Annotated in this window: 20 protein-coding genes; 7 read left to right on the top strand and 13 right to left on the bottom strand. The window is 52.6% G+C overall.

Translation table 11 applies throughout. The features are described from left to right. The 7 genes from H8K26_RS18060 to H8K26_RS17170 all read left to right on the top strand — a co-directional run. The coding region (locus tag H8K26_RS18060) for an integrase core domain-containing protein (RefSeq protein WP_190481207.1) at nt 1-110 on the top strand (110 nt) is incomplete at its 5' end. 134 nt (nt 111-244) lie between these two features. Further along, nucleotides 245-751, top strand: a complete 507-nt coding sequence (locus H8K26_RS17145) for a hypothetical protein (protein WP_190481209.1) — start codon at nt 245-247, stop codon at nt 749-751. A gap of 113 nt (nt 752-864) precedes the next feature. Continuing rightward, nucleotides 865-1080 carry a hypothetical protein gene (locus tag H8K26_RS17150; protein ID WP_190481211.1) on the top strand — a complete coding sequence of 72 codons (216 nt, stop codon included), beginning with the start codon at nt 865-867 and terminating at the stop codon, nt 1078-1080. 442 nt (nt 1081-1522) lie between these two features. Next, a complete protein-coding gene (locus H8K26_RS17155; protein ID WP_190481213.1) occupies nt 1523-1849 on the top strand; it encodes a hypothetical protein in 327 nt (108 codons plus the stop codon). A gap of 30 nt (nt 1850-1879) precedes the next feature. Further along, complete coding sequence (locus H8K26_RS17160; protein ID WP_190481215.1) at nt 1880-2398, top strand: hypothetical protein; 519 nt, start codon at nt 1880-1882, stop codon at nt 2396-2398. 168 nt (nt 2399-2566) lie between these two features. Then, the gene (locus H8K26_RS17165; RefSeq protein ID WP_190481217.1) at nt 2567-3256 is read left to right on the top strand and encodes a toll/interleukin-1 receptor domain-containing protein; all 690 of its coding nucleotides are present in this window, start codon (nt 2567-2569) and stop codon (nt 3254-3256) included. An 81-nt stretch (nt 3257-3337) separates the two neighbouring features. After that, complete coding sequence (locus H8K26_RS17170) at nt 3338-3769, top strand: hypothetical protein (RefSeq protein WP_190481219.1); 432 nt, start codon at nt 3338-3340, stop codon at nt 3767-3769. A gap of 236 nt (nt 3770-4005) precedes the next feature. Here H8K26_RS17170 and H8K26_RS17175 read toward each other — a convergent pair whose 3' ends face one another. The 13 genes from H8K26_RS17175 to H8K26_RS17235 all read right to left on the bottom strand — a co-directional run bounded on the left by H8K26_RS17175 (nt 4006) and on the right by H8K26_RS17235 (nt 17901). Continuing rightward, entirely contained in the window at nt 4006-4920 is a 915-nt protein-coding gene (locus H8K26_RS17175; RefSeq protein WP_190481220.1) for a hydroxymethylglutaryl-CoA lyase, read from the bottom strand. A gap of 78 nt (nt 4921-4998) precedes the next feature. Further along, nucleotides 4999-5742: a pyridoxine 5'-phosphate synthase gene (locus tag H8K26_RS17180; RefSeq protein ID WP_190481222.1), complete on the bottom strand. Its 744-nt coding sequence runs from the start codon at nt 5740-5742 to the stop codon at nt 4999-5001. A gap of 9 nt (nt 5743-5751) precedes the next feature. Further along, nucleotides 5752-6153 carry an endonuclease domain-containing protein gene (locus tag H8K26_RS17185; RefSeq protein ID WP_190481224.1) on the bottom strand — a complete coding sequence of 134 codons (402 nt, stop codon included), beginning with the start codon at nt 6151-6153 and terminating at the stop codon, nt 5752-5754. A 245-nt stretch (nt 6154-6398) separates the two neighbouring features. Next, a complete protein-coding gene (locus H8K26_RS17190) occupies nt 6399-8402 on the bottom strand; it encodes an acetyl-CoA carboxylase biotin carboxylase subunit (RefSeq protein ID WP_190481226.1) in 2004 nt (667 codons plus the stop codon). 96 nt (nt 8403-8498) lie between these two features. After that, complete coding sequence (gene bioB, locus H8K26_RS17195; protein ID WP_186897558.1) at nt 8499-9527, bottom strand: biotin synthase BioB; 1029 nt, start codon at nt 9525-9527, stop codon at nt 8499-8501. A gap of 10 nt (nt 9528-9537) precedes the next feature. Continuing rightward, nucleotides 9538-10236, bottom strand: a complete 699-nt coding sequence (gene bioD, locus H8K26_RS17200) for a dethiobiotin synthase (RefSeq protein WP_190481228.1) — start codon at nt 10234-10236, stop codon at nt 9538-9540. Then, nucleotides 10236-11447, bottom strand: a complete 1212-nt coding sequence (gene bioF, locus H8K26_RS17205) for an 8-amino-7-oxononanoate synthase (RefSeq protein ID WP_190481292.1) — start codon at nt 11445-11447, stop codon at nt 10236-10238. Before bioF ends, bioD begins: the two co-directional genes overlap by 1 nt. 101 nt (nt 11448-11548) lie before the next feature. After that, nucleotides 11549-12886, bottom strand: coding sequence for an adenosylmethionine--8-amino-7-oxononanoate transaminase (gene bioA, locus H8K26_RS17210; protein ID WP_190481230.1), 1338 nt, complete (start codon nt 12884-12886; stop codon nt 11549-11551). Nucleotides 12887-13098: 212 nt separating this feature from the next. Then, the gene (locus H8K26_RS17215; protein WP_190481232.1) at nt 13099-13620 is read right to left on the bottom strand and encodes a DUF1569 domain-containing protein; all 522 of its coding nucleotides are present in this window, start codon (nt 13618-13620) and stop codon (nt 13099-13101) included. Then, nucleotides 13617-14405, bottom strand: a complete 789-nt coding sequence (locus H8K26_RS17220) for an enoyl-CoA hydratase/isomerase family protein (protein ID WP_190481235.1) — start codon at nt 14403-14405, stop codon at nt 13617-13619. The genes H8K26_RS17215 and H8K26_RS17220 overlap by 4 nt, the downstream gene beginning before the upstream one ends. A 79-nt stretch (nt 14406-14484) precedes the next feature. Beyond that, nucleotides 14485-15279 carry a hypothetical protein gene (locus H8K26_RS17225; protein ID WP_190481237.1) on the bottom strand — a complete coding sequence of 265 codons (795 nt, stop codon included), beginning with the start codon at nt 15277-15279 and terminating at the stop codon, nt 14485-14487. A gap of 58 nt (nt 15280-15337) precedes the next feature. Next, nucleotides 15338-16273, bottom strand: a complete 936-nt coding sequence (locus tag H8K26_RS17230) for a dienelactone hydrolase family protein (protein ID WP_190481239.1) — start codon at nt 16271-16273, stop codon at nt 15338-15340. 5 nt (nt 16274-16278) lie between these two features. Then, nucleotides 16279-17901 (bottom strand): carboxyl transferase domain-containing protein, encoded by a 1623-nt coding sequence (locus tag H8K26_RS17235; RefSeq protein ID WP_190481241.1) that lies wholly within the window; start codon nt 17899-17901, stop codon nt 16279-16281. Nucleotides 17902-17917: the final 16 nt, after the last annotated feature.

The raw sequence follows: 17917 nt of genomic DNA on the forward strand, positions 1-17917 counted from the left end.
GGCGTCAGGACTATAATGAGCAACGACCGCACAGCTCGATTGGCTATCTGACGCCGAATCAATTTGCAGACAGTTTTTTAACCGCGGACTCTAAATTGGTTTCGTACTAATTTGGGGAGCAGGTCAATCCGGCGTGCCAACCCCGCCAATTGGAAAACCATCCTTCGCCATCCTATGCTGTGAACGCACCCCGCTGCGTTGAGCAATCGATCAATCTCACACTTCATCATCCCGGAGACCGCTGATGTATCGTCGCGCACTACTCGCACTCGCATTAACAACACTGGCTTCGCTCGCCATCGCCCAGGATGGCCGTGGCGGGCGCTTTGATGATGACTTGTTTAGTAATCTCGAAGGCGACTGGTCGCTCACGCGCAGCATCGGCGGCAAAGAACTTAACAACTCCGCCTCTGCAACATGGGTGCTGCAGCATCAGTTTCTGCTGCTGAAAATGCGTGATGCCGGCATCCCTTCACGCTATGAAGCAGACATCTACATCGGCTATTCACGTGCACGCGCCGAATACGTCGCGCATTGGATCGATAATTTCGGCGCGCAGTTCTCGGCTGTTGGGCGCGGCAAGCGCAACGGCAACTCGGTGGAATTTCGCTTTGAGTATCCCGACGGCCCCTTCTTCAACACCTTCACCTGGGACCCGGAAACCAAAACATGGAGCTGCCATCTGCAATCCGTCGCCAAAGATGGCACCCGCAAAACCTTTGCCCGCGATACACTCACGCGGCAGCAATGATAGCGCGCTCTGGTTGGAACGCGCCTCACGACAAATAAACATCCCCCACCGGCCCGCTCGCGCATTACCTGAGCCGCGACGATACGCCCGATCTGGCCACTGGCTACGCGCTGTTGCTGCTCTTCAAAGAAGCAACGCCGCAAGTGACGCCACAGTTAAAAGAAAGAATCACCAGCGTTGAAGCCCGACTATCGCCGGAAGAAAAAACCGCCGCCGACCTCATACGCGCGTCGTGGCGCATTGTGGCAATCGGCGTCACCCCACTGACCGCACTCGCCCGCAGCGGCGTTTCCGCCGTCCCCAAATTGCTGGCATCGCTGGAACACTAAAACCAGCATTGCCTGTTTTTTGCCTCTTTTTTGCCTGCTGAGACTCAAAATATACTGGGTGGAGTATATTTAAAACCCCTTTGTTTTATTAAGAGATAAAGGCATTTTTGGCATATACTCCCCTATTTTTGCCAAAAGCGGCATGATTTGAAGAGTGATGTAGCTCTGTTTCCCCCTACGCCGGGCAATGTCAGATTCTGATTTTTGTTTTGATGAGAAACGGAGGCTTTGGCTGATTTTTTTACTGCTTGCCTGGTGCTGACACGATGCGTGTTGAGTTGATTCGATCTGTACTTTTTGTCGATTCAGTTATACCTACTATTGATCAGGTATCAGCAAATACAATCAAGCGCCATGCGGGTTTTAAAAGGAATGAAACAAATTGCATTTATTTTGGCAGTCAGTTATCTTTCAAAAATGGAAATTAAATCACGTTATACATATGAATTCGTCTTTCGAAAATGAGACTTGGATTATTGACGCGGGAGATGAAGTCATACGAAAGATGGCAGGCAATAACGGCGCAAAGATGTCACCCAAAGAAAGACTTATTTATTGTTTGTGGGTAGCAGACTATTGCATGCGCAACGCTGGCGACATTAGTCAGGCGAGTGAAATGTATGCAGGTTGGCAAAAAGAAGCCGCAGAACAATCTAAAAAGCTATTATTGGATTTTTCTAGTGAGTCTTTTTCGCTCTCCGAGTCTTCTTTCGAGCAACAGTTTTTTTCGCGTTTTGATGGTATCTGCGAGGAAATAAAACATGTTTAACAGGACGCTCGGCTCGGAAAATGCGCGCACTTGGATCTCTATTTTCAGCATTTCCTCAACCATCTTGGCTTTGGTTTCGGCGTGTCGCGCGCAGTTCCAGGCATCGAAGCCTATTTGTATGGAGAAGTCATAATGTCCTTCGCTGAAGACTTGCTCGATACCCTCGGCAAGGATGCTAGAACGAACGAGGTAATTGGTGCTATCGATCGATACGCTCTTCGAGACGTGTATGTTGATCCGCCATTTCGCCATTATGTTGGTTCCGCTGCAAAAGGCGTTGATTTACTCTTCGAACGAGACAATGTTTTTGACATTCAAATTTACGTACAAAGTTCGAAAACACACTCATCGTTCCAAGAAGATCTACCGTTTCAAATAAAATCTGGTATGACGGATGAACAGATTCATATCTTGCTCGGCGAGCCTGAAGCATATGATGAGGTTGGGAGTAAATACACTGTGCTTGAAGGCACTGCAAAGCTAACAATCGTATATGACAAGTCGAAGATTGTGAGCTACCTGAGCATCAGACGAATATCGGCGGATTAGCGCGTCGGACGATCCAGCTTATAACTCGACGCTGGACGCGGAAACTTCGCATATAGGCATTTCGACGTTTGGCATTTTTTGATCACTTGCTCTCTGGTTTTTGTGTGTTGTGCGCAGTTCCAGGCAGATCAACGTTAGAACTACAACCCAAAGAGGGAGAAAAATATTATGGCAAGATGTACAGCACCAGTTAGAGGGCATAGCTCTGCGGATGCAGCAGCGGCCTGCCCAGCATGCCGGTACAAAAGCGGACGCTATAGCAGTTATAGTTCGCCATACTCATCTAGCAATAGTAGTTACAATAGTTACGGTAGTGGAGGAACTAGATCCAGTGGTAGTTCAAAACCTAAATGGTCTAAATCGAGTTCAAGTGTTTTTTATACCGTAAATCAAATTCAATCACTAACGCCAATTCGAGAAACTGTTGAAACTAAAGCTGAGGCTAGACCTGATCTCCGAGATGTTTTTTTATGTCACGCATGGGACGACCGAAAGGGCGCAGCAAAAGAGTTGCATGACTTACTTGAAGCGGAAGGCGTAAAAGTATGGTTTAGTGAAAAGGATCTTGGGTTGGGCGTACCAATGATGCGAGCGATCGACAAAGGTCTAGCGAACTCTCGAATTGGACTTGTGTTGGTGACACCAGCAATGATTACTGGTCTACCGAGAGAGGGCGTTGCTGATAAAGAGCTTTCTGCACTGTTAGCAACCAATCAACTCGTACCAATAGTTCATAACACCACATATGAAGCTCTGCGAAATGTCAGCCCATTGCTCGCATCAAGAAGCGGTCTGGACACTTCAGAGGATTCAATGAGCGTGGTTGCAAAAAAAATTGCAGAATTGGTCACAGTTTAAATCAGGAGTATACAGTTCAAACAAGTCGCTCAAGCACAGTCGCTTCGCTCCTTGAGCAGCGTTAGGTAACAGAGGTTATTCATGAGTCGTTTAGACACAAGGCTAGAAAGTGAAGGTGCAGAATTTCTTGTTTTGGGCCAGCTACTAATTCACAGAATTCCTGCGTATAAAACATATACCAATATGCCCGGCTATGATCTGGTCGCAACTAATCCAGAAAAAAATACATCTGCACGCATACAGGTAAAAAGTCGCTGGAACACTGGTGCAAAAGATTTCCCAATCAAGAACTTTGATTGCGAATTTGTTGTTGCGGTTTTCCTCAATCGGGGCTCCAAAGACGGGCGCAAGGAAGTTACGGCTCCTGATTACTATGTTTTGCCAGTTGGCCTTATAACCTCTTTGCCCCGTAGCGCCAATTGGGGAAAAGTAAGCATGAAAAATGTAGAAAACCTTGAACAATACCGAGAGGCTTGGCACTTAATATCGTCATTCATGGAATCTGTTACATAGCCATGCGCTCAAATCGCTCACTCCGTTCGCAGGGACAAACTAAAGTCCGCTCCTTAGCTTAAACGTTTTCCGCTTGAAACCGCCCGACAAAAAGTCAGTAGCAGATACAAAAAAAACACATCGTCATACCTCACATCCCACTCAAAACGAGTGTCAAATTACACCATTCCCCGCCACTATTTTTAGCAGCTTGAGCACCGCTGATTTCCTCACTCATCAACTGCACCCGCTCTATTTCACCCCGCCCGTTTCGCCGCAATCGCATTGCCTGCGCGGCTGACGGCTTTGCGGCCGAGGTGGGTGGAGATGAATTGTCCGGCGTCGACCACGGCATTCAGATCAATGCCGGTGTGGATGCCTAAGCCTTGCATCAGGAACAGCACGTCTTCGGTGGCGACGTTGCCGGTCGCGCCTTTGGCGTAAGGGCAGCCGCCGAGGCCAGCGACGCTGGAATGGAAGATGCTGATGCCGACTTCCAGACTGGCGTAGATATTCGCCAGCGCCTGGCCATAGGTGTCATGAAAATGGCCGGACAAGCTGTGCAGCGGGAATTCTTGTGCGACGAGTTGCATCACATTTTGCACCTGGCGCGCAGTGCCGACGCCGATGGTGTCGGCGATGTCGATTTCATCGCAGCCCAGATCGCGCAAGCGGCGAACGACATCGGCCACGCTGGCTGGTGCGACTTCGCCCTGATACGGGCAGCCGAAAGCGCAACTGATGGAGCCGCGCAAACGGATGTTATTTTGCTTGGCCGCCAGCGCGACATCGCGGAAACGTTCTATCGATTCTTCTATCGAGCAATTGATATTTTTTTGCGCAAAGGCTTCGGATGCGGAGCTGAAAATCACGACTTCATCGGCACCGGCAGCGAGTGCGGCTTCAAAGCCTTTCATATTCGGCGTCAGCACCGAATAAATCACGCCGGGTTTGCGGCTGATGCCTGCCATGACTTCGGCCGACGTGGCCATCTGCGGCACCCATTTGGGCGAGACAAAAGAGGCGGCTTCGATGTTCGCAAAACCAGCGGCGGTGAGGCGATTCACGAGTTCGATTTTGATGTCGGCGGGGATGCTTTCTTTTTCGTTTTGCAAACCGTCACGCGGGCCAACTTCAACGATTTTGACTTGTTGCGGTAGTGATGGTGTCATCTGTTTTCCTTTTGCCTGCATAGTCTGTGTAGTCTGCGGATGGCGGCGGCTGGCTTATGTTTATGCTTATGCCTGCGCCTATGCCTGTACTGCGCGACGGATGATGTCGAGATACTGGCGCGTGACGTTGTCCATGCCTTGTTCCAGGCTTTCAACGATCACGGCGTGGCCGATAGAGACTTCGAGTATGTCTTTGATCTGCAAAAATTTGCCCAGGTTTTGCAGGTTCAGATCATGCCCGGCATTCACACCCAGACCGGCGCGTTGCGCGCGCAAGGCGGTGTCGGTAAAGGTCTGCAGCACGGCATCGTTTTGCGCTGCGCCATAGGTTTCGGCATACGGCTCGGTATATAACTCAACGCGGTCGGCACCCATTTGTTTTGCCAGCGCCAGATCAGCATCGCTGATACCGGCATCCACAAACAGGCTGCTGCGTATGCCAGCGGCTTTCAAACCCGCCAGCACTGGCTGCAATAAGGCAGCATCTTTGCGCATGTCCCAGCCGTGATCGGAAGTCAGCTGATCCGGCGCATCCGGCACCAGCGTGCATTGCGCGGGGCGATAGCGATACACGACTTCCATAAATTCCGCTGCCGGGTAACCTTCGACATTCAATTCAGCACCGCGCTGTTGGCACAACTGACCGAGACTTTCAACATCCGAATAGCGCGCATGACGTTGATCCTGACGCGGATGCAGCGTGATGCCCGCCGCGCCGAGATCGAGAAAGCGCGCGGCAAACGCATCGACATCAGGGTAATTGCGACCGCGTGAATTGCGCAGTAAGGCGATTTTGTTGATATTGACAGAGAGTAGAGTCATGCTTATTCCTTAGGCGATACGCCCATTCCCGGGGTGATCGCGGTTGACACAAATACGGTAAATTTCTTCCAGCACGGCCTCTGTTTCATTCAGCATCTGATGATTCCAGAAACGGAGCACCGTGATATTTTTCTGTTCTAAAAATGCATCGCGCCGCTGATCGTAGTCTTGCTGTTCGCTATGCTGCCCGCCATCGAGTTCGATCACCAGTCTGTGTTCTGCACAATAAAAATCAACGATGTAAGGCGCAATCACATGTTGCCACCGGAACTTGGCATTCGCCAGACGGCGGTTGCGTAACAAACTCCATAACAAGGCCTCTGCATCCGGCATCGACGTTCGCATTGTCCTGGCATAGCGCTTTAAATCTTCCGGCACAACGCTGGGATGACGAGGAAAGAGGTCGGGCATATTGTTCACTCTCAACGGCACTATCTGTCGGTAAAGTTTGCTTTGTGTTGCATCGTTGTTGCTTTGTGCTTCCCTCGCCCACTTTCGGGAGAGGGCTGCTTTTTACTCCCCTCTCTCGCTGGCGGGAGAGGGGTTGGGGGTGAGGGCAACGCCGTTAATCATTCCACGGCTGATCCAGCGCCCTCATCCCTGCCCTTCTCCCGCGCGCCGGAGAAGGGTTCTGACTGCTCATTCTATCTTCGCTCTTACTGCGCAAACGCCAGCAGCTGTGCGCCTTCGGTGACCTGATCGCCGATCGCATACAGCACGTCATCGATCACGCCATCGTGCGGGGCGGAGATCGTGTGTTCCATTTTCATGGCTTCCATGATCAGCAGCGCATCGCCTTTTTTGACTTCCTGTGCTTTCGCTACCAACACCGCAACGATCTTGCCCGGCATCGGTGCGGTCAGGCGGCCGCCTTCAGCTTCGGATTCACCGGCATGGGCAAGGGCATCGCTGTAATGCAGATCAGTATGCACACCCTGGCTGAAGACGTGGAAGTGTTCACCATCGCGCACCACGGTGCCGCTGACGGTGCGGTCAGCGATTTTCAATACCAGATCGTTGCCGCCGCTACCACTCGCCGATGCGAGCTTGATCTCTACCGCGCCACCATCCTTGCGTAATTTCCAGCCATCAGCCAGATACGTGATCTGTACGCTGTGCTGGTGATGTTCTTCAGCGAACTGCAAGGCGCGCTGCATCAGGCTGTTCATGCGCCAGCCGTGGCTGCTCTGCCACGGGTCGCTGCCACCGGATTTTTCAGACAGCAACAGTGACACCACAGCTAGTGCGACCACATCCACAGATGCTGGATGCGCTGGTGGGAACAGTTGTGCTTCGTTACGCGCAATCAGCCCGGTATCGAGATCGGCATTGGCAAAGGCGTCGCTGTGTATCAGGCGCGACAGGAATGCGATATTCGATGATAAGCCGACGATCTGGTATTGCGACAAAGCCTGTGCCATACGTGCCAGTGCTTCGGTGCGGTCTTTGCCCCAGACGATCATTTTGGCGATCATAGGATCATAGAAAGGCGAAATCGTATCACCCTCGCGCACGCCGCTGTCGATGCGGAAAGCCGCTGGTTCTGCGCTGCCACCGAGTTCAAAATTCACGGCGGCTGGGGTGCGCGCATGACGCAAAGTGCCTATCGATGGCAGAAAACCTTTTTCCGGATTTTCTGCATACACACGCGCTTCTATCGCATGGCCGTGTATCTGCAATTGTTCCTGTTGCAGCGGCAAGGCTTCGCCTGCTGCCACGCGCAATTGCCATTCCACCAGATCGGTGCCGGTGATCATTTCTGTGACCGGATGTTCGACCTGCAAGCGCGTATTCATTTCCATGAAATAGAAAGAACCATCCTGATTCGCAATAAACTCAACGGTGCCTGCGCCGACATAACCCACCGCTTTGGCTGCGGCGACAGCCGCTTCACCCATTGCTGCGCGGCGCTCTGGCGTCATGCCGGGTGCTGGTGCTTCTTCCAATACTTTTTGATGGCGACGTTGCACTGAGCAATCGCGTTCAAACAGATACACGCAATTGCCATGCGTATCGGCAAACACCTGAATCTCGATATGACGCGGACGTTGCAGATATTTTTCTGCCAGCACTTTATCGTCACCAAAAGAATTGATCGCTTCGCGTTTGCACGATGCCAGCGCCTCTTTGAAATCCTTGCTGTGTTCGATCACACGCATGCCCTTGCCACCACCGCCAGCGCTGGCTTTCAGCAACACCGGATAACCGATGCGATCGGCTTCGTTTTGCAAAAAGTCGGCATCCTGATTATCACCATGATAGCCAGGCACCAACGGCACATTGGCTTTTTCCATCAGCGATTTCGCCGCAGATTTGCTGCCCATCGCTTGAATTGCAGAGGCTGGCGGGCCGATGAAGGCGATGCCATTGTTGGCGCAGGCTTCGGCAAATTCACTGTTTTCAGACAAGAAACCATAACCCGGATGTATCGCCTGTGCGCCGGTCGCTAATGCCACCGCGATGATTTTGTCAGCGCACAGATAGCTTTCTTTGGCAGCAGCCGGACCGATCAGCACGGCTTCATCGCAGACAGCCACATGCTTGGCATTGGCGTCCGCTTCGGAATAAACGGCGACGGTTTTGATACCCATGCGGCGTGCAGTTGCAGCGACACGGCAGGCGATTTCGCCGCGATTGGCGATCAGGATTTTGGTGAACATGTCTCGTTGTCCTTATTTTTTGGAGTAGCAGATACAAGCCTGTCAGACAGGCGGGAGCATGTTTTAGGGCGTGTATCGGCTCTTTTTTGAAATGATTTAACTGCAGCTACCCGCTTTTGCTTCGACTTTGCCACGGGTTTTCAAACCTAATTTATCCAGCAAGACCCGATCATCGGCAGCTTCCGGATTTTCTGTCGTCAGCAATTTATCGCCGTAGAAAATCGAATTCGCACCAGCGAGGAAACACATCGCCTGCACCGCTTCGCCCATCTGACGGCGGCCTGCGGACAAACGGACACGCGCTTTCGGCATGGTGATGCGGGCAACCGCAATCGTGCGGACGAATTCCAGTGGATCAAGCGGATCAAGCCCGTGCAATGGCGTGCCTTCGACCTGCACCAGATGATTGACCGGCACCGATTCCGGATACGGATTCAGATTCGCCAGTTGCGCGATCAGGCCAGCGCGCTGGCGGCGTGATTCGCCCATACCGACGATGCCGCCGCAGCAGACTTTCAGGCCAGCGGTGCGCACATGACCGAGCGTATCGAGGCGATCCTGATAGTCGCGCGTGGAAATCACATTGCTGTAAAACTCCGGCGCGGTATCGAGATTGTGGTTGTAGTAATCGAGACCGGCATCAGCCAGACGTTGTGCCTGTTCTTCTTTCAGCATGCCCAGCGTGGCGCAGGTTTCCAGACCCATGGCTTTGACTTCGCGCACCATGGTTTCAACTTTTTCCATGTCGCGGTCTTTCGGTGAACGCCATGCGGCGCCCATGCAGAAACGGGTCGCGCCGTTTTCACGCGCGGCTTTGGCAGCGTCCAGCACTTCGCGCACATCCAGCATTTTTTTGGCTTCCACGCCGGTGTCGTAACGCGCTGCCTGCGGGCAGTAACCGCAATCTTCTTCGCAGCCGCCGGTCTTGATCGACAGCAGCGTCGCCAGCTCGACATCGCCATCTGGGAAATTGGCACGATGGGCGGTCTGTGCCTTGAACATCAGATCGTTGAATGGCAAATCAAACAGCGCCAGCACATCGTCAACCGGCCAGGTATCGGCTTCGATTTTTTTGACGGGCGCTTGAAACTGTACGGCGTGTTGCTGAGTGTCATTGGCTTGCATAAAACTTCCTTCACTTCAAAAAATTCAGATCAAGATACGCGGCGGCAGCTTTTGCCTTCTGGGTATCCTCAAGGTTCAGACGCGGAATACATCCCAGCAGCGGCGCTGTCAAACGATCACGTAATGCGGCGATATTTTCGTCGGGATACAGCATTTGTGTATCGACGATATTAGCGACCCAGCCCGCCAGCCGCAGCCCGCGCGCTGTAATCGCCTGCGCCGTCAGTAAAGCATGGTTGATACAACCGAGGCGTATGCCAACCACCATGATCACCGGCAGATTCAATACCTGCGCCATGTCGGCGGTGTCGTGGCGGTCATCCAGCGGTACGCAGAAACCGCCGACGCCTTCGACGATCACCGCATCAGCGAGCTGCATAGCTTGTTGATACGCATCCACAATCTGCGGCAACGAAATACGGATCTTCTCGCGTTGCGCCACGATGTGCGGCGCTGCCGGGGTCTGCATCAGATACGGACAAACGATGTGTTGCGGCGCTTTTACGTCAGACGCCTGCACCAGACTATCGACATCATCGTTATGCCAGACGCCATCTTGTAATACTGCACCAGCCGCGATGGGTTTCATCCCCAGACTGCGTACACCGCGTTGTGACAAGGCCAGTAGCAAAGCACTACTGACTAGCGTCTTGCCAATTTCGGTGTCAGTACCGGTCACAAAATAATCGTGCGGACGCAACGCAGACATCAGGCTACCTCCGCAAAACACTGCGCCACATAATGCATCTGATCCAGACGGTTAATCGCCTGCACCAGTTGCAGCACCTGCACTTCCGTATGTGCAGCGGATAAGGTCACGCGCAAACGCGCTGTATCCAACGGCACCGTCGGCGGACGTATCGCCCCGACCCAATAACCTTGATCAAGCAAGTTGCCAGCAACGGCCAGCATCGCATCATTTTTGCCGATGACGATCGGTTGAATAGCGGTGTCGGACGGCATGCCTTGCCAGACTTTTAAATCCTGCCCGTGGCGGAACATCTGTATCAGTTTGTTCAGATGCACGCGTCTTTGCTGCCCTTCTTCACCGGCAATAATATCGATGCTGGTCAGCAGCGCATGCGCCAGCGCGGGCGCGGCGGCAGTGGTGAAAATATAGGCACGGGCTTTTTGTATCAGCCATTCGATCACGGTTTCATGCGCAGCGACAAACGCGCCACCGACACCGGCAGCTTTACCCAGTGTGCCCATATACACCAGATTCGGTGAACGCAGATGGAAATGTTCAAACACGCCACGTCCATGTTCGCCCAGCACACCAAAGCCGTGCGCATCATCGACAATCAGCCACGCGTCGTATTGCTCACATAAAGTCAGCAAGGCAGGTATGTCGGCGATATTGCCATCCATACTGAAAACGCTGTCGGTGACGACGATACGTTTTTTGCTGGTGCAATTTTTCAGCATGGTTTCCAGTGCGGCGTAATCGCGATGCGCGAACACCTGGGTTGCGGCACGCGACAAACGCACGCCGTCTATCAGCGAAGCGTGGTTCAGTTCTTCTGAAAACACGGCGGCATCTTTGCCTGCCAGTGCGGTGATCACGGCCTGATTCGCCATGTAACCGGTGCAGAAATACAAAGCACGCGCCTGATCGATATTCGGCGCCATGAATTCTGCCAGCTTCTGTTCCAGATGCGCATGAGCACGACTGTGACCGCTGATCAGATGGGATGCGCCACTTCCGGCTCCATACAGACTGACACCTTTTTGCAATGCCTGTGTGACTAAGGGATGCGCCGCCAGCCCCAGATAATCATTGCTGCAAAAGGCGACGTACTCTTTACCATCGGCACGCACATTCGGTGCGCATGGCGTTTCTACGGTGCGACGACGACGAATCAGATGCTGTGCTTCCAGCACATCAAGGTCGTCACGCAGGGTTTGCAACAGCGGCATTCTGGCAGCAGCAACCCGCAGATTGCCGCTCTTTTCATTACTCTGATGCACCGGATTTTTACTCTCCGGATGTTGATTACTTTGATTACTACTGATGCCACTCATGCCATAACCTCTTCAAATACTTTCATGGTCTGCTGTGCCAGCAAAGCGATTTCATCATCGCTCAGAATATACGGCGGCATCAGATAGACACTGCGCCCTATCGGGCGCATCAATAATTCCTGCTGCAAGGCGGCGCTGAAAAAACGGCGCGAAAATGTCGCGGCTTTTTCAGCGTCATCGACAATCGCATCAAACGCAAAAATCATCCCTTGCTGGCGCACATGCCGCACACGCGGATCATCGCGCAATGGTGCAAACGCATCGGCAAACATCTGTGCTTTACGGCGGTTCTGCGCCAGCACATCGTCCTCTGCAAAAATTGCCAGCGTCGCCAGTGCCGCACGGCAGGCCAGCGGATTGCCGGTGTACGAATGCGAATGCAAAAAGCCGCGCCGCACATCGGCATCATAAAATGACTGATAAACCGCATCGGTCGTCATCACCAGACTCAGGGGCAGATAACCACCGCTGATGCCTTTCGACAGACATAAAAAATCAGGCCAGATCTGCGCCGATTCACAGGCAAAGAAAGTGCCGCTGCGGCCACAACCGACCGCAATTTCATCGGCGATCAGATGCACATGGTATTGATCGCACAACTCGCGCAGACGGCGCAGATACACAGGATCATGCATCGCCATGCCAGTCGCACATTGCACCAGCGGCTCGATAATCACTGCGGCGATCTTTCCTTCGCGCTGCTGCAACACACGTTCCAGATCGGCGGCGGCACGCAATGCCACATCGGCAGCACTTTCGCCTTCCTGCGCCAGACGTGCATCCGGCGAAGCAACCACATTCGCCCGTTGCAGCATGGGGCCATATGCTTCGCGGAACAGGCTGACATCAGTGACCGCCAGCGCACCGACGGTTTCGCCGTGGTAGCTGCCTTGTATGCAGATGAATTCCTGTTTGTCGGTCTGCCCGCGGTTACGCCATGAATGAAAACTCATCTTCAGCGCAATTTCGACCGCCGATGCGCCATCGGAGGCGTAAAAGCAATGACCAAGCTGGTGGTCGGTCAATGCGGCTAATTTTTCTGATAATTCAATGACGGGCGTATGCGTAAAACCCGCCAGCATCGCGTGTTCCAGCTGATCGAGCTGATCCTTGAGTGCGGCATTGATGCGTGGATTGGCGTGACCAAACAGATTCACCCACCATGAGCTGATGGCATCCAGATAACGCTTGCCATCCATATCGTACAGCCATGCACCGCGCCCGTGACTGACCGGAATCAGGGGCACCGTTTCATGGTGCTGCATCTGGGTACATGGATGCCATACATGTTGCAGGCTGCGTGCGACCCAATCATTTTGTGTGTTGAAATTCAAACTTGCTCCAGACTACTTTTAAAACCCGCACATTTTACGGGCATTTCCAGCTAATTTAATTTCGCAAGCCGCATAAATACTGGGCATCTGTATTGAAAGTTTTCAAAAAAACCATGCTATTACCGCCTGAAAGCCACATGTTGAGCGGAGAATGCAGCCATTACAGCCATTGTTGCAAGTCGATGCACCTGCCGTATCTGCCACTAATCAGGTCAGGTCTGCATTTCCAGCAGATGGTTTTCAATATGCATCACATGTGCATGCGCAAATTCAGTCTTACTCAGCAAGCCATACGCGAAGTGCGGTTGCAGCTGACCACGATATGCCTGAAACTGCTGCAGGGCAGTGATCACCTGATCTATCGCCTCATTCACATTGCCCTCTTCAGCAATAGCCGGGGCGCCGGGAATAGGCTCGGTCAGATTGTGGCGCATCGCACCGGCAACTGAGAATGCATAAAAAGCCGCGCTGCCCGCCGTGTGCTGAAATACTTCTGATTTCAATTCAGGATAGCCGCTCATCGAATACTGTATGCTCTGCGCCAGATGCACAAACACCTTGTACGGCGACCAGCCGCTTTTGGCGGCTAACTGCCGTGACTTCAGGCCGTCTAACAGGGTCAGCATACGCTCAACCGATGTGATTTCTACGGTCGATTTGCGGTACGTCGCCAGACCTGCTGCTGCCAGCGCCGTCACTGCGACGGCCCCCGTCAATAAGGTGCGCTTTTTCATACTAACCACTCCGGTTTGCGTTTTTCCAGGAAAGAACGCACGCCCTCACGCCCTTCATCAGACGCGCGTATCTGCGCTATGCCTTCCACCGTCGCCGCGATCAGTTCCGGCGTCAGCTCACGGCTGGCAACGTCCTGTACCAGACGCTTGGCCTGACGCACGGCATGCGGGCTGTTCGATACCAGCGCCTTGACGATCTCTGCCACTTTGCTATCGAGCATGTCAGCGCTCACCACTTCATGCACGAAGCCAATACGATGCGCCTCTGTCGCGCTGAAACGCTCTGCCGTGATGAAGTAACGGCGCGCTGCACTCTCACCCATGGCCTTGATTACATACGGCGAAATCGTCGCCGGAATCAAACCCAGCTTCACTTCACTGAGGCAGTAATTCGCGCCATCCACACTGACCGCAATATCGCATGCGGCCACCAGCCCCATGCCACCGGCATAGCAATCGCCCTGCACTTTTGCCACCACCGGCTTGCTGCAACGGTAGATCGCTGCCAGCATCGCCGCCAGCTGAGCGGCATCGGCGAGATTTTCGGCATGCGTGTAATCCGCCATCTTTTTCATCCAGTTCAGATCAGCACCGGCACAAAACGCCGGGCCATTCGCTGCCAGCACAATCGCACGTACAGCCGTGTCCGCATCGAGTGCCTGAAACACCTGCGTGATTTCGGCAATCGTGGTTTCATTGAATGCATTGCGCACATCGGGACGATTCAGGGTCACAGTGGCAATTTGAGCATCTCGAGTAATTTGCAATGTTTGGAAATTCATCATGATCTGACCAATTCGATTTTCTTCAAAAATTCAATTCTGCGTATTTTTAGTGTGACTTTAACGCCGTGCTGCGACTATCTCATCTTGCCATGTTCACTACCGGAAAGTCCGGCAAAGCTATCGTCGCCTTCTTGTTCAAGCTCGCCCGGTAAGCATCCGGAATCGACTGAGACCATGCGATGAACTGCTGCATATACTCAGATCGTGCCGGATCTTTTTCAAGCCGGTTTTTGTGCCAGTCATTTTTCGACCACTGTGTCACATTTTTTGACGGAGGCATTCCAGCCAATTCCGGATTAAACCAAAACCGCACGAGGACACAATCGCCAAACTGATACTTGTCGTACATCGTCGCCAGCGTCGTCGTCGGCAAACTGATTTCCTGCTCTTCAAACCATATTGAAGTTGGGTGCCACCAAGACTGCGAACTACGCTCAAACATTTTGATGTTATGCGTAATCAACAAACATTCTGGGAAATCAATACGGCTATTGAAACTATCCTTGAACACGGTATCGTCGCGCTTGCATGGCTCAGGCATCCAGCGCGTGGTCGGAGTCGATGAAACCGATGCGCTTAGCTCCATTGCAGCGCGAAACTGTTTATTCTTAAGATTGACGAAATACCCTGTCCACACGTCTGCACCCTCGTTAGTTGTGCCCCTGAGATGAATCCGATGCTTATATTTGGCAGTCAGTATCCATACACCCGGCGGCAGCGGGAACTCGCGTGCGCCTATCTGTACCTTACCGTCTTCGACGCGATCCCCTTGGTTAACCAGTGCAAGATCAAACGCATATGCACGGGCAACACCTAGCAGCGCAATAATCAACAACAGAATATGGCGAAAAATAAAATTTTTTAAACCATGCATAGGGCTCCTCGAATCGAGTTGTAAATTTTTCGAAAAATTCACTTTTCTAAATCACAATCTACTGCAAAGAAAATCCATTTTCATCAAGAAACTGGCTGACCAACGGCTCCCAGATTTTTATCCCCGACGAAAAGAGGCTGTGACCATCTTTCGCAAACGGCGGCATTAATCTGAACTCGGCCTTGCCACCGGCTTTTACAAACGCGGCATGCCATGCCTGGCTGTAACGCGGTGAAAAATACTGATCGTTTTCGGTATAAATCCAGAGCATAGGCGCTTTGCTCGTTTCGCCAAAAGTGGCGTACATTTTTTCCAGTTTATGTCCTTCGCAAGGCTCGCCGGGATGCCCCACAGGATCACCACCCGAGCCGCCGGCAAAATTAATTGCGGCAATCAGGCCAGGAGGATTTTTCGCTGTCGTTGCCACCGTGCTGTAGCCACCGACTGACTGACCGACGATCACAAGACGGTTGCTATCAACAAATTTTTTCTGACGCGCATAGTCGATTACCGCCAGAATTTCTGTGCTGACCGCTTCCGCCATCGGCGCATAATTCTTACGATTACAAGCGCCACTCTCTTCAGGATCAGGATCGGTACCCATTTCACCATAACCAATACGGGTTGGTTCAAATACTGCAAATCCGCGCCGGACAAAATAACGTACTTGCTGGGTATAACGAAAACGCGGCGGCTCAGCACGGTTGGTGGCGCTGCGACCATGATTCAGAATCAGGATAGGAAATGGTCCATCACCATCGGGTTTAAATTGCGTGATAACGACTTTACCTGTAATGGTACGACCATACAGATCTTTCACCGTGACATCGATTCCCGTGACCGACTCGTTTAAATCTTTCGCCAGCTTTACCGCTGCGGCAGCTGGTACAGCAGCCAACGCATCGGCATTCTGTGCCTGTGCATGCGCGGGTGTCAGCACAGACAAGAAAACAAGCGCCAATGAAAAAACAGAAGAAAAGTCGACGAATCGCATGATCATTACATCCTGAACAAACCAAACTTCACATCCGGAATCGGCGCATTCAGCGCGGCGCTCAAGCACAGCCCCAGCACCATGCGGGTATCGGCAGGGTCGATCACGCCGTCATCCCACAAACGGGCGGAGGCGTAATACGGGTGCCCCTGATGTTCGTATTGCTCTTTGATCGGTTGCTTGAACGCGGCTTCTTCTTCGGCGCTCCAGCTACCGCCTTTGCCTTCTATGCCATCGCGTTTCACAGTCGCCAATACGCTGGCGGCCTGCTCGCCACCCATGACGCTGATACGCGCATTCGGCCACATCCACATGAAGCGCGGCGAGTAAGCACGGCCACACATACCGTAATTACCGGCACCAAAACTACCACCGATAATCACGGTGAACTTCGGCACGTTCGCTGTTGCTACCGCCGTCACCATCTTCGCACCGTTACGCGCGATGCCTTCATTTTCGTATTTGCGTCCGACCATAAAGCCGGTGATGTTCTGCAAAAACACCAGCGGAATTTTGCGCTGGCAGCACAGTTCGATGAAGTGCGTGCCTTTTAATGCAGACTCAGAAAACAAAATACCGTTATTCGCAATGATGCCGACCGGCATGCCATGAATATGCGCAAAGCCGCAGACTAAAGTCGTGCCGTAGCGCGCTTTGAATTCGTCGAAATGACTGCCATCGACAATCCGCGCAATCACTTCGCGCACATCGAAAGGTTTGCGAGTATCGACCGGAATCACACCATACAATTCACTGGCTGCGAACTTCGGTTCTTCGACTTCTTTCAGCACCACGGTTTGTGGCTTCTGGCGGTTCAGATTCGAGACGATAGTACGTGCCAGAGACAGCGCATGGGTATCGTTTTGTGCCAGATGATCGACCACACCGGACAAACGCGTATGCACATCGCCACCACCGAGGTCTTCGGCGCTGACCACTTCGCCCGTTGCGGCTTTCACCAATGGCGGGCCACCGAGGAAAATCGTGCCTTGGTTTTTGACAATAATCGATTCATCGCTCATCGCCGGCACATACGCGCCGCCAGCAGTACAGGAACCCATCACCACGGCAATTTGCGGAATGCCTTTGGCGGACATATTCGCCTGATTGTAGAAGATGCGACCGAAGTGATCGCGATCCGGAAACACGTCATCCTGATTCGGTAAGTTTGCGCCGCCGCTATCGACCAGATAAATACATGGCAGATTATTTTGCTCGGCGATTTCCTGTGCGCGCAAATGTTTTTTGACTGTCAGCGGATAGTAAGTACCGCCCTTAACGGTCGCATCGTTACAGACGATCACACACTCTTGGCCGGCCACGCGGCCTATGCCGGTAATCACACCGGCTGACGGCGCCGCATCGTTGCCGTTTTTTTCTTTGTACATGTCGTAGGCCGCAAGCTGGGAAAATTCCAGAAACGGTGTACCGGCATCCAGCAGCATTTGCACACGATCACGCGGCAGCAATTTGCCACGTGCCAGATGTTTGCTGCGTGCTTCGTCTCCGCCACCCAGCGCGATTTTTTCTATTTTCGCTTTCAGATCATCCACTACCGTCTGCATGGCAGCGGCATTGGCTTTGAAATCATCAGAACGTGGGTTCAGTTTGGATTCTAGGATTGTCATTATTTGGATTCCGGTG

The organism is Cognatundibacterium aquatile (assembly GCF_014699135.1).
GTDB lineage: Bacteria > Pseudomonadota > Gammaproteobacteria > Burkholderiales > Burkholderiaceae_D > Undibacterium > Undibacterium aquatile.